Genomic DNA, 17814 nt, shown 5'->3' on the forward strand with positions numbered 1-17814 from the left:
CGCTGAGGGAAACCCCTCCACGGCGGTGCTCCGCCTGTAGTGACCGTAACGGAATGTTGCGGTTCTGTAAAGGGGGTTCATGAAGTTTCTGGGATGGGCGGCTTCCCCTCCCTCTGCCCCTGGGCTGGCCCCCTCGCCCTCCGGTCGTGCTTGTTAGCGTCCACCCCGGCCGACCATTGACCCCGCCGGAGCCGGATCGGAGTGAGCACCCTGCCTGATCGGAGCGCCCCGAGCCAGCACCGGGTGTTGCTGGTGCGACTGCCCTGCAACCCCATCTTTCCGATCGGGCCTATCTACCTGGCCGATCATCTGCACAAGGTTTTCCCGGGGCTGAAGCAGCGCATTCTTGATCTGGCGGCCCTGCCGGTGCTGGATGTGGAGCGGGTGCTGCTCCACACGATCGAGGCCTTCCGCCCCACCCTGCTGGTGTTCTCCTGGCGAGACATTCAGATCTATGCGCCGGTGGACGGCCGTGGCGGCAATCCGCTGCAGAATTCGTTTGAGGTGTTCTACGCCCGCAATCCCATGCGGCGGCTGCGCGGTGCCATGGGCGGCCTGCGGCTGATGGGGGCCTTCTACGGCGAGCTGTGGCGCAACCTGCGGCTGGTGCGTCGCGGGTTGCGGCGGGCGCGGCGCTTTGCGCCCGAGGCCCGTGCCGTGATCGGTGGCGGCGCTGTGAGTGTGTTTTACGAGCAGCTGGGCCGCAGCCTGCCCCGGGGCACGGTGGTGTCCGTGGGGGAGGGCGAGCCCCTGCTGGAGAAGCTGCTGCGGGGGGACTCCCTCAGCGGCGAGCGCTGTTATGTGGTGGGTGAGGCGCCAAGGCCTGGCCTGATTCACGAGCAGCCGCTGAGCCTGAACAAGACCGCCTGCGACTACGCCTACATCGAAACGATCTGGCCCCAGCTGAACTGGTATCTGGAAGGGGGCGATTTCTACGTGGGGGTGCAGACCAAGCGCGGCTGTCCCCACAACTGCTGCTACTGCGTTTACACCGTGGTGGAAGGCAAGGCGGTGCGGGTGAACCCGGTGGAGGAGGTGGTGCGGGAGATGCGGCAGCTCTACGACCGGGGCGTGCGCGGTTTCTGGTTCACCGACGCCCAGTTCATCCCCGCCCGCCGCTACATCGAAGACGCCAAGCAGCTGCTGCGGGCGATCCAGGCCAATGGCATGACCGATATCCGCTGGGCCGCCTATATCCGTGCCGACAACATCGATGCCGAGCTGGCGGAGCTGATGGTGGCCACCGGCATGGACTACTTCGAGATCGGTATCACCTCCGGATCCCAGGAGTTGGTGCGCAAGATGCGCATGGGCTACAACCTGCGCACTGTTTTAGAGAACTGCCGTCTGCTGGCCCGGGCCGGCTTCCGCGAGCATGTATCGGTGAATTATTCGTTCAACGTGATCGATGAGCGGCCCGAGACGATCCGCCAGACCGTGGCTTACCACCGCGAACTGGAGCGAATCTTCGGCTCCGACAAGGTGGAGCCAGCCATCTTCTTCATCGGCCTGCAGCCCCACACCCATCTCGAGCAGTATGGCTTCGAGCAGGGCCTGATTCAGCCGGGCTACGACCCGATGAGCATGCTCCCCTGGACGGCCCGGAAGCTGCTCTGGAACCCCGAGCCGATGGGCAGCACGTTCGGCCGGATCTGTCTGGAGGCCTTTGAACGCAACCCCGCTGATTTCGGTCGCACCGTGATGGCCCTGCTGGAGCGCGACTACGGCACCGCTCCCCTGGAGGAGGCACTGCATGCGCCGGTGGAAGGGCGTCGGGCCATGGCCACCGCCACTCATTGATGCTGCCGTCGCCACAGCCTCAGGGCCTGGTTGACACCGTCTGTCTTTAGCTTGTTGCGCAGAGATGTCCTGCATCGTGCGCTACGACTGGGTTGAGCAGCATTCTGAGGAGGATTGCGGCGCTGCTTGCCTGGTAGCAGTAGCACGCCATCATGGCCGGCGGCTGGCCCTTTCGCGGGTCCGCGAACTTGTCGGTACGGGTGCCCGGGGGACCACTCTGCTGGGCCTGCGACGGGGGGCGGATGCCATCGGTTTTCATGCCCGTGCGGTGCGGGCCGATGCTGCTCTTCTCGAGCAGCTCGATGTCATTCCGCTGCCCGCGATCTGCCATTGGCATGGAGACCACTGGGTAGTTCTTTATGGGCAGCAGGGAAGAAAGCTGGTCATCGCCGATCCGGCTGCCGGCATCCGCAAGTTGTCACGAGAGGAGTTTCGAGAGGGTTGGGGGAACGGAGTACTGCTGCTGCTGGAGCCAGACCTCAACAGGCTGCTGCAACAGCCGGAGGAGAAGCGCGTGCCGTTCCTGCGCTTTCTGCGCTTGACCTGGCCCTATCGGATTTTGCTACTACAGGCCCTGAGCATCAATGTGGTCATTGGCCTGCTGGCCCTGGCCATGCCGCTGTTGATGCAGTTGCTCACAGATGACGTTTTGGTCCGTCGTGATAGTCAGCTGCTCACCAGCCTTGGCCTGGCGATGCTGTTTCTGTTTGTTTTTCGCAGTGTCATCAGCATGATCCAGGGCCACATGGTGGGTCATTTTGCCCAGCGACTTCAATTGGGGATGGTGCTGGAGTATGGCCACCGGCTACTGCAATTGCCGATGACTTACTTCGACAGCCATCGAAGTGGTGAGGTGGTGAGCCGGATTGGAGACATCAGTCGTATCAATGCACTGATCAGCGATCTTGTTCTTGGACTGCCGAGCGACCTCTTCATTGCCTCCATCTCTCTCGTGGTGATGCTGGTTTACAGCCCCGCTCTGACTGCTGTTTCCTTGTTGTCCTTTGGCATTCTGATTGGTTCAGGCCTGCTGTATTTACCTGCACAGTACGAGAAGAACCGCCGGCTAATTGTGGAATCCGCGGAGAACCAGGGTTTTCTGGTAGAGATCTTTCGTGGCGCCCAGGTGCTGAAAACCACCGAGGCTTCACCCCAGGCCTGGGATGAGTACCAGCGGAACTTCGGCAGCGTGGCCCACCTCCGCTGGAATGCACTGCAGCTGAGTCTGTTCAGTGGCACCACAACAGGGCTGTTGTCTCGGGTGACCACCCTGGCTCTGCTCTGGTATGGAAGTGGTTTTGTCATTTCCGGTCAACTGTCCATTGGTCAACTTCTTGCTTTCAGCGGCATGAGCGGCAATGTGCTCGGCTTTCTGGAATCCTTGGTCGACTTCGCCGACGACTACCTCACAGCCAATGTAGTGATCAGGCGATTGTCAGAGGTGCTGGAGGGCAGCCTGGAGGATCCTCAGGCGATGGCAAAGCCATGGGTGACCCTGCCACAGTCGTGCGAGATCAACTGCCGGAATCTGGCGTTTCACCATGCTGGCAGGCTGGATCTGCTCAGTCAGTTCACAGTTACCTTTCCGGCTGGGTGCTGCACCGCGTTGATCGGTGAATCCGGCTGTGGCAAGAGCACGCTGGTCAAGTTGTTGGCCGGTCTTTATCCACCCCAGAGCGGCTCGATTCACTACGGTCCCTATGGACTTCATGACATCTCCCTGGAATGTCTGCGGCGGCAAGTGGTGCTGGTTCCCCAGGAGGCCCAGTTCTTCAATCGCACGATTCTCGAAAACTTTCGTTTTGCCTACCCAGATGTCTCGTTTGATCAGGTGGTGGCAGCCTGTGAACAAGCGCTTGCTGACGAGTTCATTCGCGAACTGCCTGATGGCTATCAGACAGTCCTGGGTGAATTCGGGGCCAATCTTTCTGGTGGACAACGCCAGCGACTGGCGATTGCCCGAGCACTGGTCACCTCCCCGCCTGTGCTGATTCTGGATGAGTCCACAGCGGCGTTGGATCCGGTGCTGGAGCGCCGGCTGATTGAGAATCTGTTGCAGGAGCGTCGGGGGGTGACCACGGTGATGATCAGTCACCGCCCCAGTGTCATTCATCGCTGTGATTGGCTGGTGTACCTAGAGCAGGGGAGGGTTGTATCCCAGGGACGACCGCAGGATCTGGGCAACAGTGAATCTCTGGCTCCCTACCTGCTGAAGGGATGACAGAACCACGCGTCATGGCTTTCCAGTGTTCCACGGGGTGCTTGGCCTCATCCCCCCCTGCACGAAATCGCAACGCTGGTTGTGAGACCGCTCCTTGACCGACTGCTGTTGAGTAGATGGCTTCCTTGCCGGTCATCCTGCGCAATCTCTTCAATGAACTGGCTACCGTCCGAGAACTGGCGCGCATGGCCCTCCGCGGTACGGAGTGGCTAGTTTTAGTTGCTGATCAAGGTCGTGGTCTTGTCCGCAGTGTTCGTCATCACGTCACTGCGACCTACGGTTGGGCCTGGATCTCGTGGCAGATATCACTACTGGTGTTGAGATCGTGCTGAAGTTCCTGTTGCGTGTTGCGCAAGACTGAGTTGCTGATGTGGCTGTGAATCTGAGTCGGTCTTCAGGAATTGACAGCCGCTGTTGTTGTTTCCTTCCCGCTGAGTCCGCTGAGGTCGATGGCATGGTCGTGGTCGGACGACCAGTCCAAATCGGTCAGCGTGAGTCCCCTACCAAGGGAAACGATCCTGTCAGAGCCCGGCTAGAGATCTTGTGCTCACCCATCGATTGGTCTCAGCCACCCGTCGACCACTCATAGCAGTGCATCCCAGCCTGCCAACTGGAATGGTAAGAGTTTTCTTGCCGGTTTCCCGCCATTTTCTTGCCGTTCGCATTCTACTTTTGCTTCAGTCCAGTCAAACCGGCTGGACTGTCGGATGAGATGGTCATTGTAGCCGTCTTTCAAATGCCGATTTGGCAGCAACGCATCTTAACCACCACTCACACTGAATCTGGCGATACGCCAGAAGGAGGAACATCGCATGGACATTAAAGCCACAGAACATGTTGACTTGTTGGGGCTTGATCTGCTTTCTGGGGCCGATAGCCTCATTCACAGTCTCAACCCCGAAGATGAGGCCTCTATCTCAGGAGGAAGAGGGGGCCGCAGCCGCAGCCGTATCAGCCGCAGCCGTATCAGCCGCAACAACAATCGCCGCAGCCGTCTCCGCAGTCGTCGTAGTCGCCTTCGTAGTCGTCGTCGTAGTCGTCGTCGCAATCGCCGCTAAGGGTATGCTCTACTTGGCAGATCAACACGGAGAAAGAAATCTTTTCTCTGTCAACTCGGTTACCCTGTAAGTGATGATTGAAGGCCTATGAGTTTCCCAAAGCATCAAGGATGTGCCCGGGCATTCTTGATGCTTTGCCGGCATGAGTTAATCCCGGCCCGTCGCCGATGGAATTTCAAGTGGTGGCTACCAACCCATGGTTTATCGATTAAATTCAGCAAGCATTCTTGATTATTTGGCTCGTCATAAGCTGTGTCATTCAGCCGATCGCCTTCTTAGGGTTGAAAAACGGCCTGGAAAGAATCTAAACTTGCATGTTCAGCTGTCGAAGAGTGGGAGGCGTAATGCAGCCATCAATCATCTGTTGGTCAAGCAAGGACCAATAAATTGCCAAGAGGTTCCGAAGGGTGACTTTGAAGACGAATGGCGAATCTACCAATTGCTGGCATCCCATGAGGATCTGCATGATTTGCAGTCATTAATGCCTGAGGGCGTCCATTATGATCCAGTCAACGCAATTCAGGTTTTTCGGTATTTGCAATCGTATTGTGATCTTGGCGAGTTCTATGCAGACACACAGCAGTTTTCTGCCACGATCGCAACCGCTCTAGGAGCCTCCCTCGCGACGCTTCATCAGGCAACCTTTCGCCGGCAGGATTACCGTCTTGAATTAGATCCGGAAAGCAGTTGGCGGCCTCCTGAAGGAGGTGACGATATGCCCGACTTCCTTGGTGACCTCGAGGATCTGTCACCAGATATATTTACACGGGTATCTGCGGATGGCTTGAATTTCTATAAACTTTATAATCGGTCGCAAGGTCTGTCCAAGGCCATTGCCCAGCTTGAAGAGGATTATCAGGCATGCTGCTTGATCCATAACGATCTGAGGTTTAACAATGTCTTGCTTCACCATGATTGGCCCCTCTGGCAATCTCAACGCTTGCCCACGTCTGCGGCTGCGTTGAATCTGAATGAAGCTCAGGGAGTCATCCGACTGATTGATTGGGAGCAATGGGCATGGGGTGATCCTGCCCTGGATGTGGGAGCAATTGTGGCTGAATACCTACGGGTATGGTTGAAGAGTCTCATGCTCAGCCGAGATATTGATCTGGAGGTGGCACTGCGGTTGGCTGCGGTGCCCTTGGAGAGGCTGCAGCCATCATTGGTCGCCTTCTTGCAGGCCTATCTGGCACAGTTTCCCAAGATCTTTGATGTCTTTCCTGACTTTCCAGAACGGGTCCTACGGTTTTCTGGCTTAGGTTTGATTGGGTCGATCCAGGATCGGCTGCATTATCGAGAACCCTTTGGTAATTTGGAAATCTCGATGCTGCAGGTGGCCAAGTCGTTATTGTGCCAGCCTAGAGCCGCGATGGTGACAATCTTTGGATGTACCGAGTTTTCTCCATCTGACTTTGCTTCCCACACTGTTGTGGATACTGGTGAGACGGCTTTAATCCAATCCATTCAGGATAAGGATGACTTTCTATCTGATGCGCCACTACCCTATTGGGTTCAGCATTACTCTCTCGACGATGCGCTCGCCGACTTGATCGCGAATATTCGCATTGAACCCCCGCTGATTCAACACCCGGCCTATGCTCCCCTCGACTTGACACACCCCGGAGATGATAAGGCCTCTGATCAAAATCGCAAACGCTATAGTGCTCTACCCGATCAGCTGAAGCAGGCTTATAAACAGCGTCAAGTCAAGAATTATTTGTTTGACATTTATTTCAGTGGTGAGCAAGAGAGTCGCAGTCTGACTCGCCCCCGCGAGAAATCTTTTCAAAACAATACAGCTGCCGGTCTTGATATCGATTTTCTTAGGCAGATTCAGTCAGCCAATCGTGGCAGGGGATTCTCTGATCCGAGCTGGATCGTGATCCGATTGGAAGCGGATCGTATCCAGGTTGAGAAGGATGGCCTACGTCTTTGGGTTGATCCATCTTCTGATCTTGCGATTGATCGAGTCTCCATGCCACAGCTCTCCAAGTCAGAGATGCTGTCATTCCTGTCTGTCGGCATGGGCGTGTCCTTGCTCCTGCCCAATGCTTGTCTTGATGGAGACTTTTATGTGGCAATTGGAAACGAGGGAGAACCTTCTGTCGATCAGGCTCGCATCAATATCTACTTTCATGTCACTTCGGATGGTGCAATCGTATTGCTGGATGTCTTGACCACCGCTTTCAATCGTATGGCATGCCCGTACAGCTTGAGCGTTCTCAATGATCCTTCATTGTATGGAAGATATAATGCTGCGGTTTTGGCGCTGAAGGCTGATGATTATATCCATTTGCGTTCTGCGTTGCAGGAGAACTATGCTGGGCTTCGATCCCATCTGAAAGATCCGATCCCGCTATTTACCCAATCCATTGCCCCTGGGATTGGATTGGCTGAATCTCTGCAAGATAAAGAAGACTTTGGCTTGTCCCGATGCCAGATACTTGCTCAGTCACTGATGGAATCCGTACCTACTCCGCAATCGCGGCAGAGGGCAATGCAGCGTCAGTTTTCCCAGCTTAACCTCGATTGGCAGCGCCCTCACCTCAGCCCTGGGTCGTCTGCTTTCTACCCACCATTGGATGCCGCTCTCATCCAGAGCGCTTAGTCACGTCAGTTTGTTTCTGCCTTTTGGCTTTATGAATCCGTCATCAGAGCAAGATATGCCAGACTCTGATCACGTATCTGCTTGGAGGGAGTTGGCTTGGTATGCGCATTCTATTGGTTGAGGATGATTCTGCTATTTCCAGATTTATCCATCAAGGGCTTAGCGAAGCTGGGTACGCCATTGACATTGCTGTCAATGGCCGGGAAGGGCTCAATTTTGCAATGGCTGCAGATTATGATGTGATTGTGCTGGATGTCTTGCTTCCTGGTCTGGATGGCTTAAGCGTATTGAAGGAGTTAAGAAAGCAAGGTTTCCAGACACCCGTCCTGCTTTTGACCGCGCTGGATACAGTGCAGGATCGGGTCTTGGGGCTGGATGCAGGGGCCGATGATTATCTGATTAAGCCGTTTGATTTCGCTGAACTGCTCGCTCGTTTGCGGGCCTTATTGAGAAGGCCTCCTCTCCATACGGACGTTCTGCTCAAGGTGGGGAATCTGAAGATGGATACAGCGCAGCGAATCGTCCGGCTTGGCGATCGACTGATTGACCTGAGTCCTCGCGAGTATTCACTTTTGGAATACTTAATGCGCCATGAAAATCATGTCTTGAGTCGAACCCAAATCGCTCAGCATGTTTGGAGTTTTGACTTCTATGGAGACTACAAGGTTATTGATGTGTACATTGGCTATCTTCGGCGAAAGATCGACAGAGGCGACGCTGCTTCTTTTATTAGGACAATCCGTGGTGTCGGTTATTCAATCAGGGCCGAAGGTGAAGGCGTCTATTCGGGCTAGTTTCTTGCCTTCTGGCTTGCCAGTGTTGATAACCTCTTCGACTAATCGGTTGCAAGTGGCTGTGCCGCTTATGCCTCTGTCGAGCTTTTGGCAGGACTGTCCAGCAGTCTGATCACTTTCTTGCTGAGCTCTTGATCGATATGAACTACCGCAAGCCCTGGCAGAATCTGCGGTTTCGTCTGGTTGCCTGGTATAGCCTGCTGGCAGGGCTCTCCATGCTTGTGTCGGATGGATATATCTATCTTGAGTTCCGGCAGACTCTTCTGGGTCAAGTTGACCGTTCGTTGGAGGTGAGTGCTATTCAGGCGAGAAAGAATCTTGATGATGAGGTTGATACTTTAGAGTTTGACCCGCGAAAGGACACCCCGGTTTTGGCCTCGCTCTTGAATGATGCAGGGGTTGAAATCTACTTGTTCTCCAAGAATGGCTCTGTAAAGCAGCACTTCGGAGACTCGCTCCTGTTGTCGGTGCCACCGGAATTGGCGCCTGGCTTCCAGACGCTTGCCGTTCAGGGTGGGCGATGGCGAACGTATACGAAGGAGGTTGTGGCAGCGGATGGCCAAAGATCTGGATGGTTGATGGTTGCTCAGTCTCTCCAGTCGGCTGATGCTACCTTGCACGCACTGTTTAAGCGAAATCTCCTAAAGCTTCCCGTCCTCCTTGGTATGGTTGGAATGGGCGGCTTATTCTTGGCCAACCGCGCACTCAAGCCAGTTGGTGAAATCACTCGAATGACAGAAAAGGTCAGGATCAGTGGTGACCTCACTCAGCGGATCCGCTATCATGGCACTACCGACGATGAGCTGGCGCGGCTGGCCACGTTGTTCGATGAGATGCTGGATTCTCTCGAAGCGACGTTTGAGCATGAACGACGGTTTACGGCCGATGCATCGCATGAACTCAGAACTCCCCTGACGGCCTTGAAAGGGCGCTTGCAGGTGACGTTGAGTCAATCCCGTGTCGCAGAGACGTATGTGGAAACTCTCCAGGCGATTGAACAGGAAGTCGATCGCCTGATTCGTCTCAGCAATGACCTGTTGCTCCTCTCACGCCTCGATCAGAATCACGACAAAGGTGGTTTTGAACTGATTGATCTGAAGGATCTGTTGGCAGCGACTGCTGCTCAGATTCAGCCGTTGGCAGATCTTCGTCGAATTCAATTGATCACTGATCTGGCCCCTGATCTCCAGATTCAGGGAAGTCCAGATCATCTGATTCGATTGTTTTTGAATCTGCTGGATAATGCTGTGAAACACACCCCCGCTTCGGGAGCTGTCACCGTGACAGCTGTTGCTCAGCGGGGCTCCGTTCAGGTCAGCGTGAGTGATACCGGGCCTGGCATCTCTGCAGAGCATCTGCCCCATTTATTTCAACGCTTTTACCGCGTTGAAAAGTCGCGTTCCCGCGCGATGGGAGGCACAGGTCTGGGTTTGGCGATTGCCCAGGAAATCGTCCATCGTTATCATGGAACCATTGCAGCCCAGAGCCAGCCCGGGGAGGGCACAACCTTGAGGGTCAGCTTTCCCAGGTAAGTCCATCAGTCAGGGGCGCGCCTGATGGGCCCACCAGCGCCGCCGCACCCAGAGCAGTGCCCCCAGGCCGAGCCATCCCACCAGCCCACCGATCGGGTTGGGTGCCACCTCCCCCGGACCCACCAGCCAGGCCGGGGCCTGGCTGGATAGTTGCAGCAGGCTGCCCTGCAGCAGAAACCAGCCCCCCACCAGGCCGCCGTGCAGCCCGATGGCGCCCCAGAGCAGGCCCCCATCGGCGCGGCGCTGCAGGCCCAGCACCAGACCCAGCAGCCCCAGTCCCCCCAGCAGGGCCAGCAGCGCCGCCGGCCCCAGGTTGAAACGGGTGTGCACCAGGCTGAACAGAACCGCCTGGGCCAGCAGGGCCCTCTGGCCTGCCAAGCGGCTGCCCCCCAGCAGCTGGGTGAGTTCCCCCCAGAGCCAGCCGCGGAACACCAGTTCCTCGGCGAAGCCCACCCCAAGCATCAGCAGCAGGGCGTTGATCCAATCACTCAGTGCCACGCCTCCCTCCCAGTGGGCCCAGCCGCCCAGCACCAGGGCCAGGCTGAGGACCAGCAGCAGCAGCAGGGCCTTCAACAGGCCACGCAGCAACGCCCGCAGTACAGCTGGTGCGGGGCCGAGCACCCCCAGCGTCGTCCAGGGGGCCGGCTGCCGCCACATCCGACCCACCCAGAGGGGCAGGCTGAGCAGGAACAGGGTCAGGGTGAAGGCGGTGCCGATCAGGGGGCGATCAGCCGGCGCCAGGGGCAGGGGCAGAGCCAGGAGCCATCCCGCTCCATAGAGCAGGGGCACGTACAGCAGCCCCGCCAGCCAGCGCCAGGGGCCGGCGGCACCGGCCAGGCTCATGTCTCCGGTTCGATCGTGCTGGTGAGCCCCTTGCCCTTGAGGGTTTCGCAGTAGAACTCCGCCGGCTCCAGATCGCAGACGATCACAAGACCCACGCCGGTGTTGTGGGCCTCCAGCATCACGGCAATCGCGTCCTGCTCGCTGAGGGAGGGCACCACCTGGCGCAGGGTCGTCACCACGTATTCCATGGAGTTGACCGGATCGTTGTGCAGCAGCACCTTGTACCGGGGCGAGGGCTTGCGCACTCGCTCCGTCGTCTTTTCGATCACAGCCGCCCCGCCGGGGGAACGGCTGGGTGTGGCGGTGGCGTGCCAGTGGGCTCCGGCAGCAGCATCCAACGCGTGGATCCTGGAGGCATCAGCCACAGGCAGCACCAGGGAAGGAGGCGTCATGAGGGACTCCAGCATGACCTGGGCCAACTGTATCGATTCGCCCTGGGCTTGCGGTTGCAGGGCCGGATTGGAGATCACCTGACTCACAGGGCCCGCACCCGGCGCATCGCTTCCTCCACGTTGGCGCGGCTGTTGAAGGCCGAGAGGCGGAAGTAGCCCTCGCCGGCGGCACCGAAGCCGCTGCCGGGGGTGCCCACCACATGGGCCTGGCTCAACAGTCGATCGAAGAAGCCCCAGGAATCCACGCCCTCGGGGGTCTTCAGCCAGACGTAGGGGGCCTGCTCGCCGCCGTACACCTGCAGTCCCGCCGCGCTGAGTTCGCGGCGGATGATCGCGGCGTTCTCCATGTAGAAGTCGATCAGGGCCTTCACCTGGGTCTGCCCTTCGGGTGAATACACGGCCTCGGCACCCCGTTGCACGATGTAGCTCACCCCGTTGAACTTGGTGCACTGGCGCCGGTTCCACAGGCCCCACAGCTCCACCTTCTCACCATTGGCGGCGGTGCCCATCAGACCGCGGGGCACCACGGTGAGGGCGCAGCGGGTGCCGGTGAAGCCGGCGTTCTTGGAGAAGGAGCGGAACTCGATCGCACACTCCCGTGCCCCCTCGATCTCGTAGATCGAGTGGGGCAGAGAGGGGTCCTGGATGAAGGCCTCGTAGGCGGCATCAAACAGGATCAGGGCGTCATTGGCGCGGGCGTAGTCGACCCAGTCCTTGAGCTGCTCCCTGGTGGCCACCGCGCCGGTGGGGTTGTTGGGAAAGCAGAGGTAGATCAGATCCACCGTTTCGCTGGGGATCTGAGCAGTGAAGCCGTTCTCGGCATTGATCGGCAGGTAGGTGAGCCCGCCGTACTGACCCGCGGCATCGGCGTCGCCGGTGCGGCCGGCCATCACGTTGCTGTCCACGTACACCGGATACACCGGATCGGTCACGGCGATGCGGTTGCCCTCTCCGAGGATGTCGAGGATGTTGCTGCTGTCGCACTTGGAGCCGTCGGAGACGAAGATCTCCTCGGCCGTGATCGCGCAGCCGCGGGCCTGGAAGTCGGTGGCGGCGATCTTCTCCCGTAGCCAGAGGTAGCCCTGCTCCGGGCCATAGCCGTGGAAGCCCTCGCGGGTGCCCATCGCGTCGATCGCGGCCTTCATGGCAATGCGGCAGGCCTCGGGCAGCGGTTCGGTCACATCGCCGATGCCCAGGCGGATGATGGCGGCTTCGGGGTTGGCCTCGCTGAAGGCCTTGACCCGTCGGGCGATCTCGGGGAACAGATAGCCCGCCTTGAGCTTGAGGTAGTTGCCGTTGACCTGAACCATGGCAAAAGAGGGCTGCGCCGCAGCTGGAGTCGCTGGCGGGATTGTCCTACGGCAGTGGCCGATCGCAGCAGGGCAGCTCTCCTCAGGCTTGCGCCAGGGGGCGTTGGCAGAGCAACGGCCCTGATGCCGCCTGCGGCGCTGCATAGCATCAAGCTCTGCCAAGCCGTGCCCGCCGTGCCTTCCACCGCTTCCTCCGCCACGGCTGTTGCTGACGACGCAGTGCCTGCCGGAGCTGTCTCTGCCGACCCTGGCTCTGCCCCGATCGATTTCGATGCCCTGGTCGATCTGGGCATCAGCAAGCCCGCCCGTTACCTGGGCAACGAGCTGGGGGTGATACCGCGCGACTGGGAGCGCGACTGGCGAGGGGCTGGGGTGCGCTGGGCCCTCACCTATCCCGAGGTCTACGAGGTGGGGGCGAGCAACACCGGGCACATCATTCTCTATTCGATTCTCAATTCCGTTCCTGCTCAGCTCTGTGATCGGGCCTACCTGCCTGCCCCCGATCTGGCCGACCGGCTGCGGCAGCGGCGGCAGCCCCTGTTCGCGGTGGAGAGCCGCCGCCCCCTGGCGGCCTTTGACATCCTTGGCTTCAGCCTCAGCTACGAACTGGGTGGCACCAACATCCTCACGATGCTGGAGCTGGCCGGCATCCCGATCCGCGCCGCCGATCGGGGTGATCTGCCCCTGGATGATCCCGCCGCGCCGCCCCTGATCTTCGCCGGTGGTCCCACGGCCACCAGCAACCCCGAGCCCTATGCCGCTTTCTTCGATTTCGTCGCTCTCGGCGATGGCGAGGAGCTGCTGCCGGAGATCGGCCTGGTGGTGGCGGAGGGCCGTGCCGCCGGCCGCAGCCGGCGCGCCCTGCTGCGCGATCTGGCCCAGGTGCCGGGTGTTTACGTGCCGGCTCTCTACGGCCCAGGTGCCGATGGGGTGAGTCTGCAGCCCCTGGAGCCAGGGCTGCCGCCGCGCATCCAGCGCCGCACCGCCACGCCGATGCCCCACTACGCCATGGGGCTGGTGCCCCACATCGAAACGGTGCACGACCGCCTCACGGTGGAGATCCGGCGCGGCTGCACCCGTGGTTGCCGCTTCTGCCAGCCGGGCATGCTCACCCGACCGGCCCGCGATGTCGAACCCGAGGCGGTGATCGAGGCGGTGGAGGAGGGGATGCGCCGCACCGGCTACAGCGATTTCTCGTTGCTCTCGCTCAGTTGCAGCGATTACCTGGCCCTGCCTGCGGTGGGTGTGGAACTGCGCAACCGGCTGGCCGAGCGCAATGTGAGCCTCACACTGCCCAGCCAGCGGGTGGATCGCTTTGACGAGAACATCGCCCATATCCTCGGCGGCACCCGCAAGGGGGGTCTCACCTTTGCGCCGGAGGCCGGTACCCAGCGCCTGCGCGACATCGTCAACAAGGGCCTCACCGACGCGGAGCTGCTGCGGGGCATTCGCACGGCGATGCAGAGCGGTTACCGCAAGGTGAAGCTCTATTTCATGATCGGTCTGCCGGGTGAAACCGATGCCGATGTGCTCGGCATCGCCGATACCTGCCGGGCCCTGCAACGCGACTGCGCCGATCTGGGCCGGCTGGAGCTGAACCTCACGATCAGCAACTTCACGCCCAAGCCCCACACGCCCTTCCAGTGGCACAGCGTCTCCACCGCGGAGTTCGTGCGGCGTCAGCAGCTGTTGCGCTCTGCCCTGCGCCAGCTGCGCGGCATCAAGACCAATTTCACCGATGTGCGCCTCTCGGCGATCGAGGATTTCGTCGGCCGCGGCGATCGACGCCTGGCGCCTGTGCTCGAGGCGGCCTGGCGGGCCGGCGCCGGCCTCGATGCCTGGTTCGAGTCGGCCGATCGCACCCATGCCGCCTGGACCGCCGCCATCGAGGCGGCCGGCCTGGAGGGCCGCTACAGGGCCCTGGAGATGGGGGCCTGGAGCAGCGCCGAGGCCCTCTCGGTCGAGGACCTGGAGGCGTTCTGCGCCCAGCCCCTGCCCTGGGATCACATCGATGCGGGGCTGGAGAAGCGCTGGCTGGCCGAGGATCTGCAACGGGCCCTGGCGGCCCTGGTGGTGCCGGATTGTTCCTTCGCCGGTTGCAGCAGCTGCGGTGTCTGCGGGCCGGAACTGGGTCATAACGTGGTGATCGCGCCGCCGCCGATTCCCTCCCTGGAGGCACAGCGCGCCCCGGCCAGCGAGCGGGTGTTCCGGCTGCGCTTCGGGTTCGCCAAGACAGGCTCCCTGGCCCTGATCAGCCATCTCGACACGGTGCGGCTGCTGGAGAGGGCCCTGCGGCGCAGCGGTCTGCCGGTGAGCTTCACCGGTGGGTTTCACCCCCTGCCCCGGCTGCAGTTCGCGCTCTCGTTGCCGCTGGGGGTGGAGGGCCTCGGTGAATGGATGGATCTGGAGTTCACCGAGGCCTGCGATCCGGCGGCGGTGCGCCAGGCGCTGCAGGTTGAGCTGCCCGCGGAGTTCCGCCTGCTCTCGGTCGGGGAGGTGGCGGTGTTCGGCCCCAGCCTGTCCCAGGAGGTCGAAGCGGCCCTGTGGCGGTTCACGGCCAGCCCCGTGGAGCCGGTGCCATGGCAGCGCTGGCAGGAGGCTGTGGCGGCGCTGCTGGAGGCCGATGCGCTCCTCTGGGAGGACACCGATAAAAAAGGCCGACCACGGCAGCGGGACTGCCGGCCCTATCTGTTCGACCTCGCCGTGGACACCAGCGCTGACGCCGGCCTGAATGCCGCTGAAGCGGTCGTGACTGTCCGGGCCTGGGTGGATTCCCAGGGGCGCAGTCTGCGGCCGGAGCAGGTGATCCACTGGCTTGGCGAGGCTTTGGGCTGTCGACTGCGGGCCTCCAGAACCCAGCGGCAGGGGCTGATCTTGCGAGCGTGCTAATTTGCCTGCAGGACGGCAGAAAAGTTCGCCGGTCTCCCCAACGACGGTCGGATCGAGCATTCCGCCGCCAGAACGTTTCTTCGAACAAGTCGCTCCCTTGCGACCCACTTCCCCGGACGTTCCTCCGCGGCTCGCCTGACGCAGCGCGTCTGCGTCTTCAATTTCTTCCGGATGGGCTGTCGCTGGCTTGCCGTTCCGCTGACAGTCCCACCGGCGTGCTGACGCACGCGCCATCGCCTCGCAGGGTCCTCTGAGGGGCGGGTCGATTCACCCTTGGCGGCGCTCTTTCGAGCCCAGAATTTTTCCATGCCCCAGCAGATCGTCATTGCCGAGCACCTGCGGATCGCCGCGGTTCTCAACGACGAGCGTGTTGATGAACTGGTCGTGGCCCAGGGCCGCTACCAGATTGGTGACGTCTATCTCGGCACCGTCGAAAACGTGTTGCCCGGGATCGACGCTGCTTTCGTCAACATCGGCGAGAGCGAAAAGAACGGTTTCATTCACGTCACCGATCTCGGTCCACTCCGGCTCCGCAAGGGGGCTGCCGGCATCACCGAGCTGCTGGCGCCGCGCCAGACCGTGCTGGTGCAGGTGATGAAGGAACCCACCGGCACCAAGGGCCCACGCCTGACCGGCAACCTCACGCTGCCGGGGCGTTTTCTGGTGCTCCAGCCCCACGGCCAGGGGGTGAACATCTCCCGCCGGATCAATGGCGAAAACGAGCGCAACCGCCTGCGGGCACTCGGCGTCCTGATCAAGCCCCCCGGCGCTGGCCTGCTGATCCGCACCGAAGCCGAGGGCGTCAGCGAAGATCTGCTGATCGACGACCTCGAATCCCTGCTGCGCCAGTGGGAAGGCATCCAGCAGGCCGCCGAGACCGCCAGTCCGCCCACCCTGCTCAACCGGGATGAGGATTTCGTCCATCGGGTGCTGCGCGATCTCTACACGCCTGAGGTGGTGCGGGTGGTGGTCGACACCCACGAAGCGGTGGAGCGGGTCAATGCCTTCCTGGGCGCGGATCAGGCCAATCTCCTGGTCGAATATCACCAGGAGCCCGGCGAGATCCTGGAGCACTTCCGCGTCAATGCGGCGATCCGCGATGCGCTCAAGCCCCGGGTCGATCTGCCCTCGGGCGGCTACGTGATCATCGAGCCCACCGAGGCGCTCACTGTGATCGATGTGAACTCCGGTTCCTTCACCCGTTCCGCCAACGCCCGGGAAACGGTGCTGTGGACCAATTGTGAGGCGGCGGTTGAAATTGCCCGCCAGCTGAAGCTGCGCAACATCGGTGGGGTCGTGATCATCGACTTCATCGACATGGACTCGCGCCGCGATCAACTGCAGTTGCTCGAGTACTTCACCGATGCGGTGCGCCACGATGCGGCCCGTCCCCAGATTGCCCAACTCACCGAGCTGGGCCTGGTGGAGCTCACCCGCAAACGGCAGGGCCAGAATCTTTACGAGCTGTTCGGCCGCGCCTGCCCCAGCTGTGGCGGTCTTGGCCACGTGGCGGTGCTGCCCGGCCAGGACACGCTCCAGCCCCTGGCCACGATGACCGGTCTGGTGCGTTCGGCGGCATCGGCCCGGGCAGAGGTGGCCAGTCCCGGAGCCGCGGAGGCTGGTGGCAGTGGCCGGAGGCGGCGTGGAGGCCGGGGCGGTCGTGCGGCTTCCGGCAGTGAGCTGCCTGAGTTGACCACCTTTCCCAGCGCCATCGAGGACAGCTCCGAGGGCGCGGTTCCGGTCGAGGTGCCGGCTGCCATCCCGTCTTCGGCGACAGAGTCCGGCCCGCGGCGCCAGGAGCCCCAGGTGGTGGTGGTGCCGATGGAGCCGGATCAGGAGCTGGTGTACGGCTGGATGGGCCTCAATCCCTCCCTGCTGCTGGATTCGCCCCCTGCTTCCGACAACGTTGTGGTGCGGATCGCCCGTCCAGGTGTTGATCCCGAACTGGTGTTGGAGGAGGCCCGCCAGCAGATGGCGGCCTCCGGCCCGCGCCGTCGCCGCCGTGGTCGAGGCGGTGACGCCAGCGGCAACGGCCGCAGCCATGGGGATGCCGCTCCGCTGGCGACCCAGGTCGGTGCCGGTTCGATCGTCAGCGAGTCCTCCCCGATCGGACCGGCCTCGGTGGCGATTACGCCCCTGCCCGTTGATCAGGGTCCCGAAGACGTGGTCACGGTGACCGTGCCCAGCCATTCCGTCTCCAGCCATCCAGCGCCTCGCCGCAGTCGCAGCCGTTCGTCAGCGGCCGTTGCTGAGCCCGTGGCCGTGGCGATTCCCGTGGCGGTTGCCGCCGAAGCCGCTGCGGAACCCGAGGACAATGGCGAGCCCCGCCGCCGCCGCCGCCGCTCCTCTGCCAGCGGTTGAGTTCGG

Annotated in this window: 10 protein-coding genes; 7 read left to right on the forward strand and 3 right to left on the reverse strand. The window is 61.0% G+C overall.

The genetic code is table 11. The annotated features are described in order from the left end of the window. The first annotated feature begins 201 nt into the window (after positions 1–201). The 5 genes from VB716_RS09140 to VB716_RS09160 all read left to right on the forward strand — a co-directional run bounded on the left by VB716_RS09140 (position 202) and on the right by VB716_RS09160 (position 10013). On the forward strand, positions 202–1800 hold the full coding sequence (locus tag VB716_RS09140; protein WP_323270300.1) for a photosystem II high light acclimation radical SAM protein: 1599 nt from the start codon (positions 202–204) through the stop codon (positions 1798–1800). Positions 1801–1864: 64 nt separating this feature from the next. Beyond that, positions 1865–4021, forward strand: a complete 2157-nt coding sequence (locus tag VB716_RS09145) for a peptidase domain-containing ABC transporter (protein ID WP_323270301.1) — start codon at positions 1865–1867, stop codon at positions 4019–4021. A 1254-nt stretch (positions 4022–5275) separates the two neighbouring features. Then, positions 5276–7687, forward strand: coding sequence for a T3SS effector HopA1 family protein (locus VB716_RS09150; RefSeq protein ID WP_323270302.1), 2412 nt, complete (start codon positions 5276–5278; stop codon positions 7685–7687). Between the two features lie 101 nt (positions 7688–7788). Continuing rightward, positions 7789–8481, forward strand: coding sequence for a response regulator transcription factor (locus VB716_RS09155; protein ID WP_323270303.1), 693 nt, complete (start codon positions 7789–7791; stop codon positions 8479–8481). Positions 8482–8621: 140 nt separating this feature from the next. Then, positions 8622–10013 (forward strand): sensor histidine kinase, encoded by a 1392-nt coding sequence (locus tag VB716_RS09160; protein WP_323270312.1) that lies wholly within the window; start codon positions 8622–8624, stop codon positions 10011–10013. 9 nt (positions 10014–10022) lie between these two features. On the opposite strand, the gene VB716_RS09165 is transcribed toward VB716_RS09160, so the two are convergent. The 3 genes from VB716_RS09165 to VB716_RS09175 all read right to left on the reverse strand — a co-directional run bounded on the left by VB716_RS09165 (position 10023) and on the right by VB716_RS09175 (position 12558). Beyond that, positions 10023–10856, reverse strand: coding sequence for a CPBP family intramembrane glutamic endopeptidase (locus tag VB716_RS09165; RefSeq protein ID WP_323270304.1), 834 nt, complete (start codon positions 10854–10856; stop codon positions 10023–10025). Then, on the reverse strand, positions 10853–11194 hold the full coding sequence (clpS, locus tag VB716_RS09170; RefSeq protein ID WP_197172150.1) for an ATP-dependent Clp protease adapter ClpS: 342 nt from the start codon (positions 11192–11194) through the stop codon (positions 10853–10855). Before clpS ends, VB716_RS09165 begins: the two co-directional genes overlap by 4 nt. A gap of 137 nt (positions 11195–11331) precedes the next feature. Next, positions 11332–12558 carry an LL-diaminopimelate aminotransferase gene (locus VB716_RS09175; protein WP_323270305.1) on the reverse strand — a complete coding sequence of 409 codons (1227 nt, stop codon included), beginning with the start codon at positions 12556–12558 and terminating at the stop codon, positions 11332–11334. Between the two features lie 219 nt (positions 12559–12777). Between VB716_RS09175 and VB716_RS09180 the strand changes: the two genes are divergently transcribed. After that, positions 12778–15447, forward strand: coding sequence for a TIGR03960 family B12-binding radical SAM protein (locus VB716_RS09180; protein WP_323270313.1), 2670 nt, complete (start codon positions 12778–12780; stop codon positions 15445–15447). A 306-nt stretch (positions 15448–15753) separates the two neighbouring features. Next, complete coding sequence (locus VB716_RS09185; RefSeq protein WP_323270306.1) at positions 15754–17808, forward strand: Rne/Rng family ribonuclease; 2055 nt, start codon at positions 15754–15756, stop codon at positions 17806–17808. The last annotated feature ends 6 nt before the right edge of the window (positions 17809–17814 follow it).

The organism is Synechococcus sp. CCY9201, from assembly GCF_034931105.1.
GTDB lineage: Bacteria > Cyanobacteriota > Cyanobacteriia > PCC-6307 > Cyanobiaceae > CBW1002.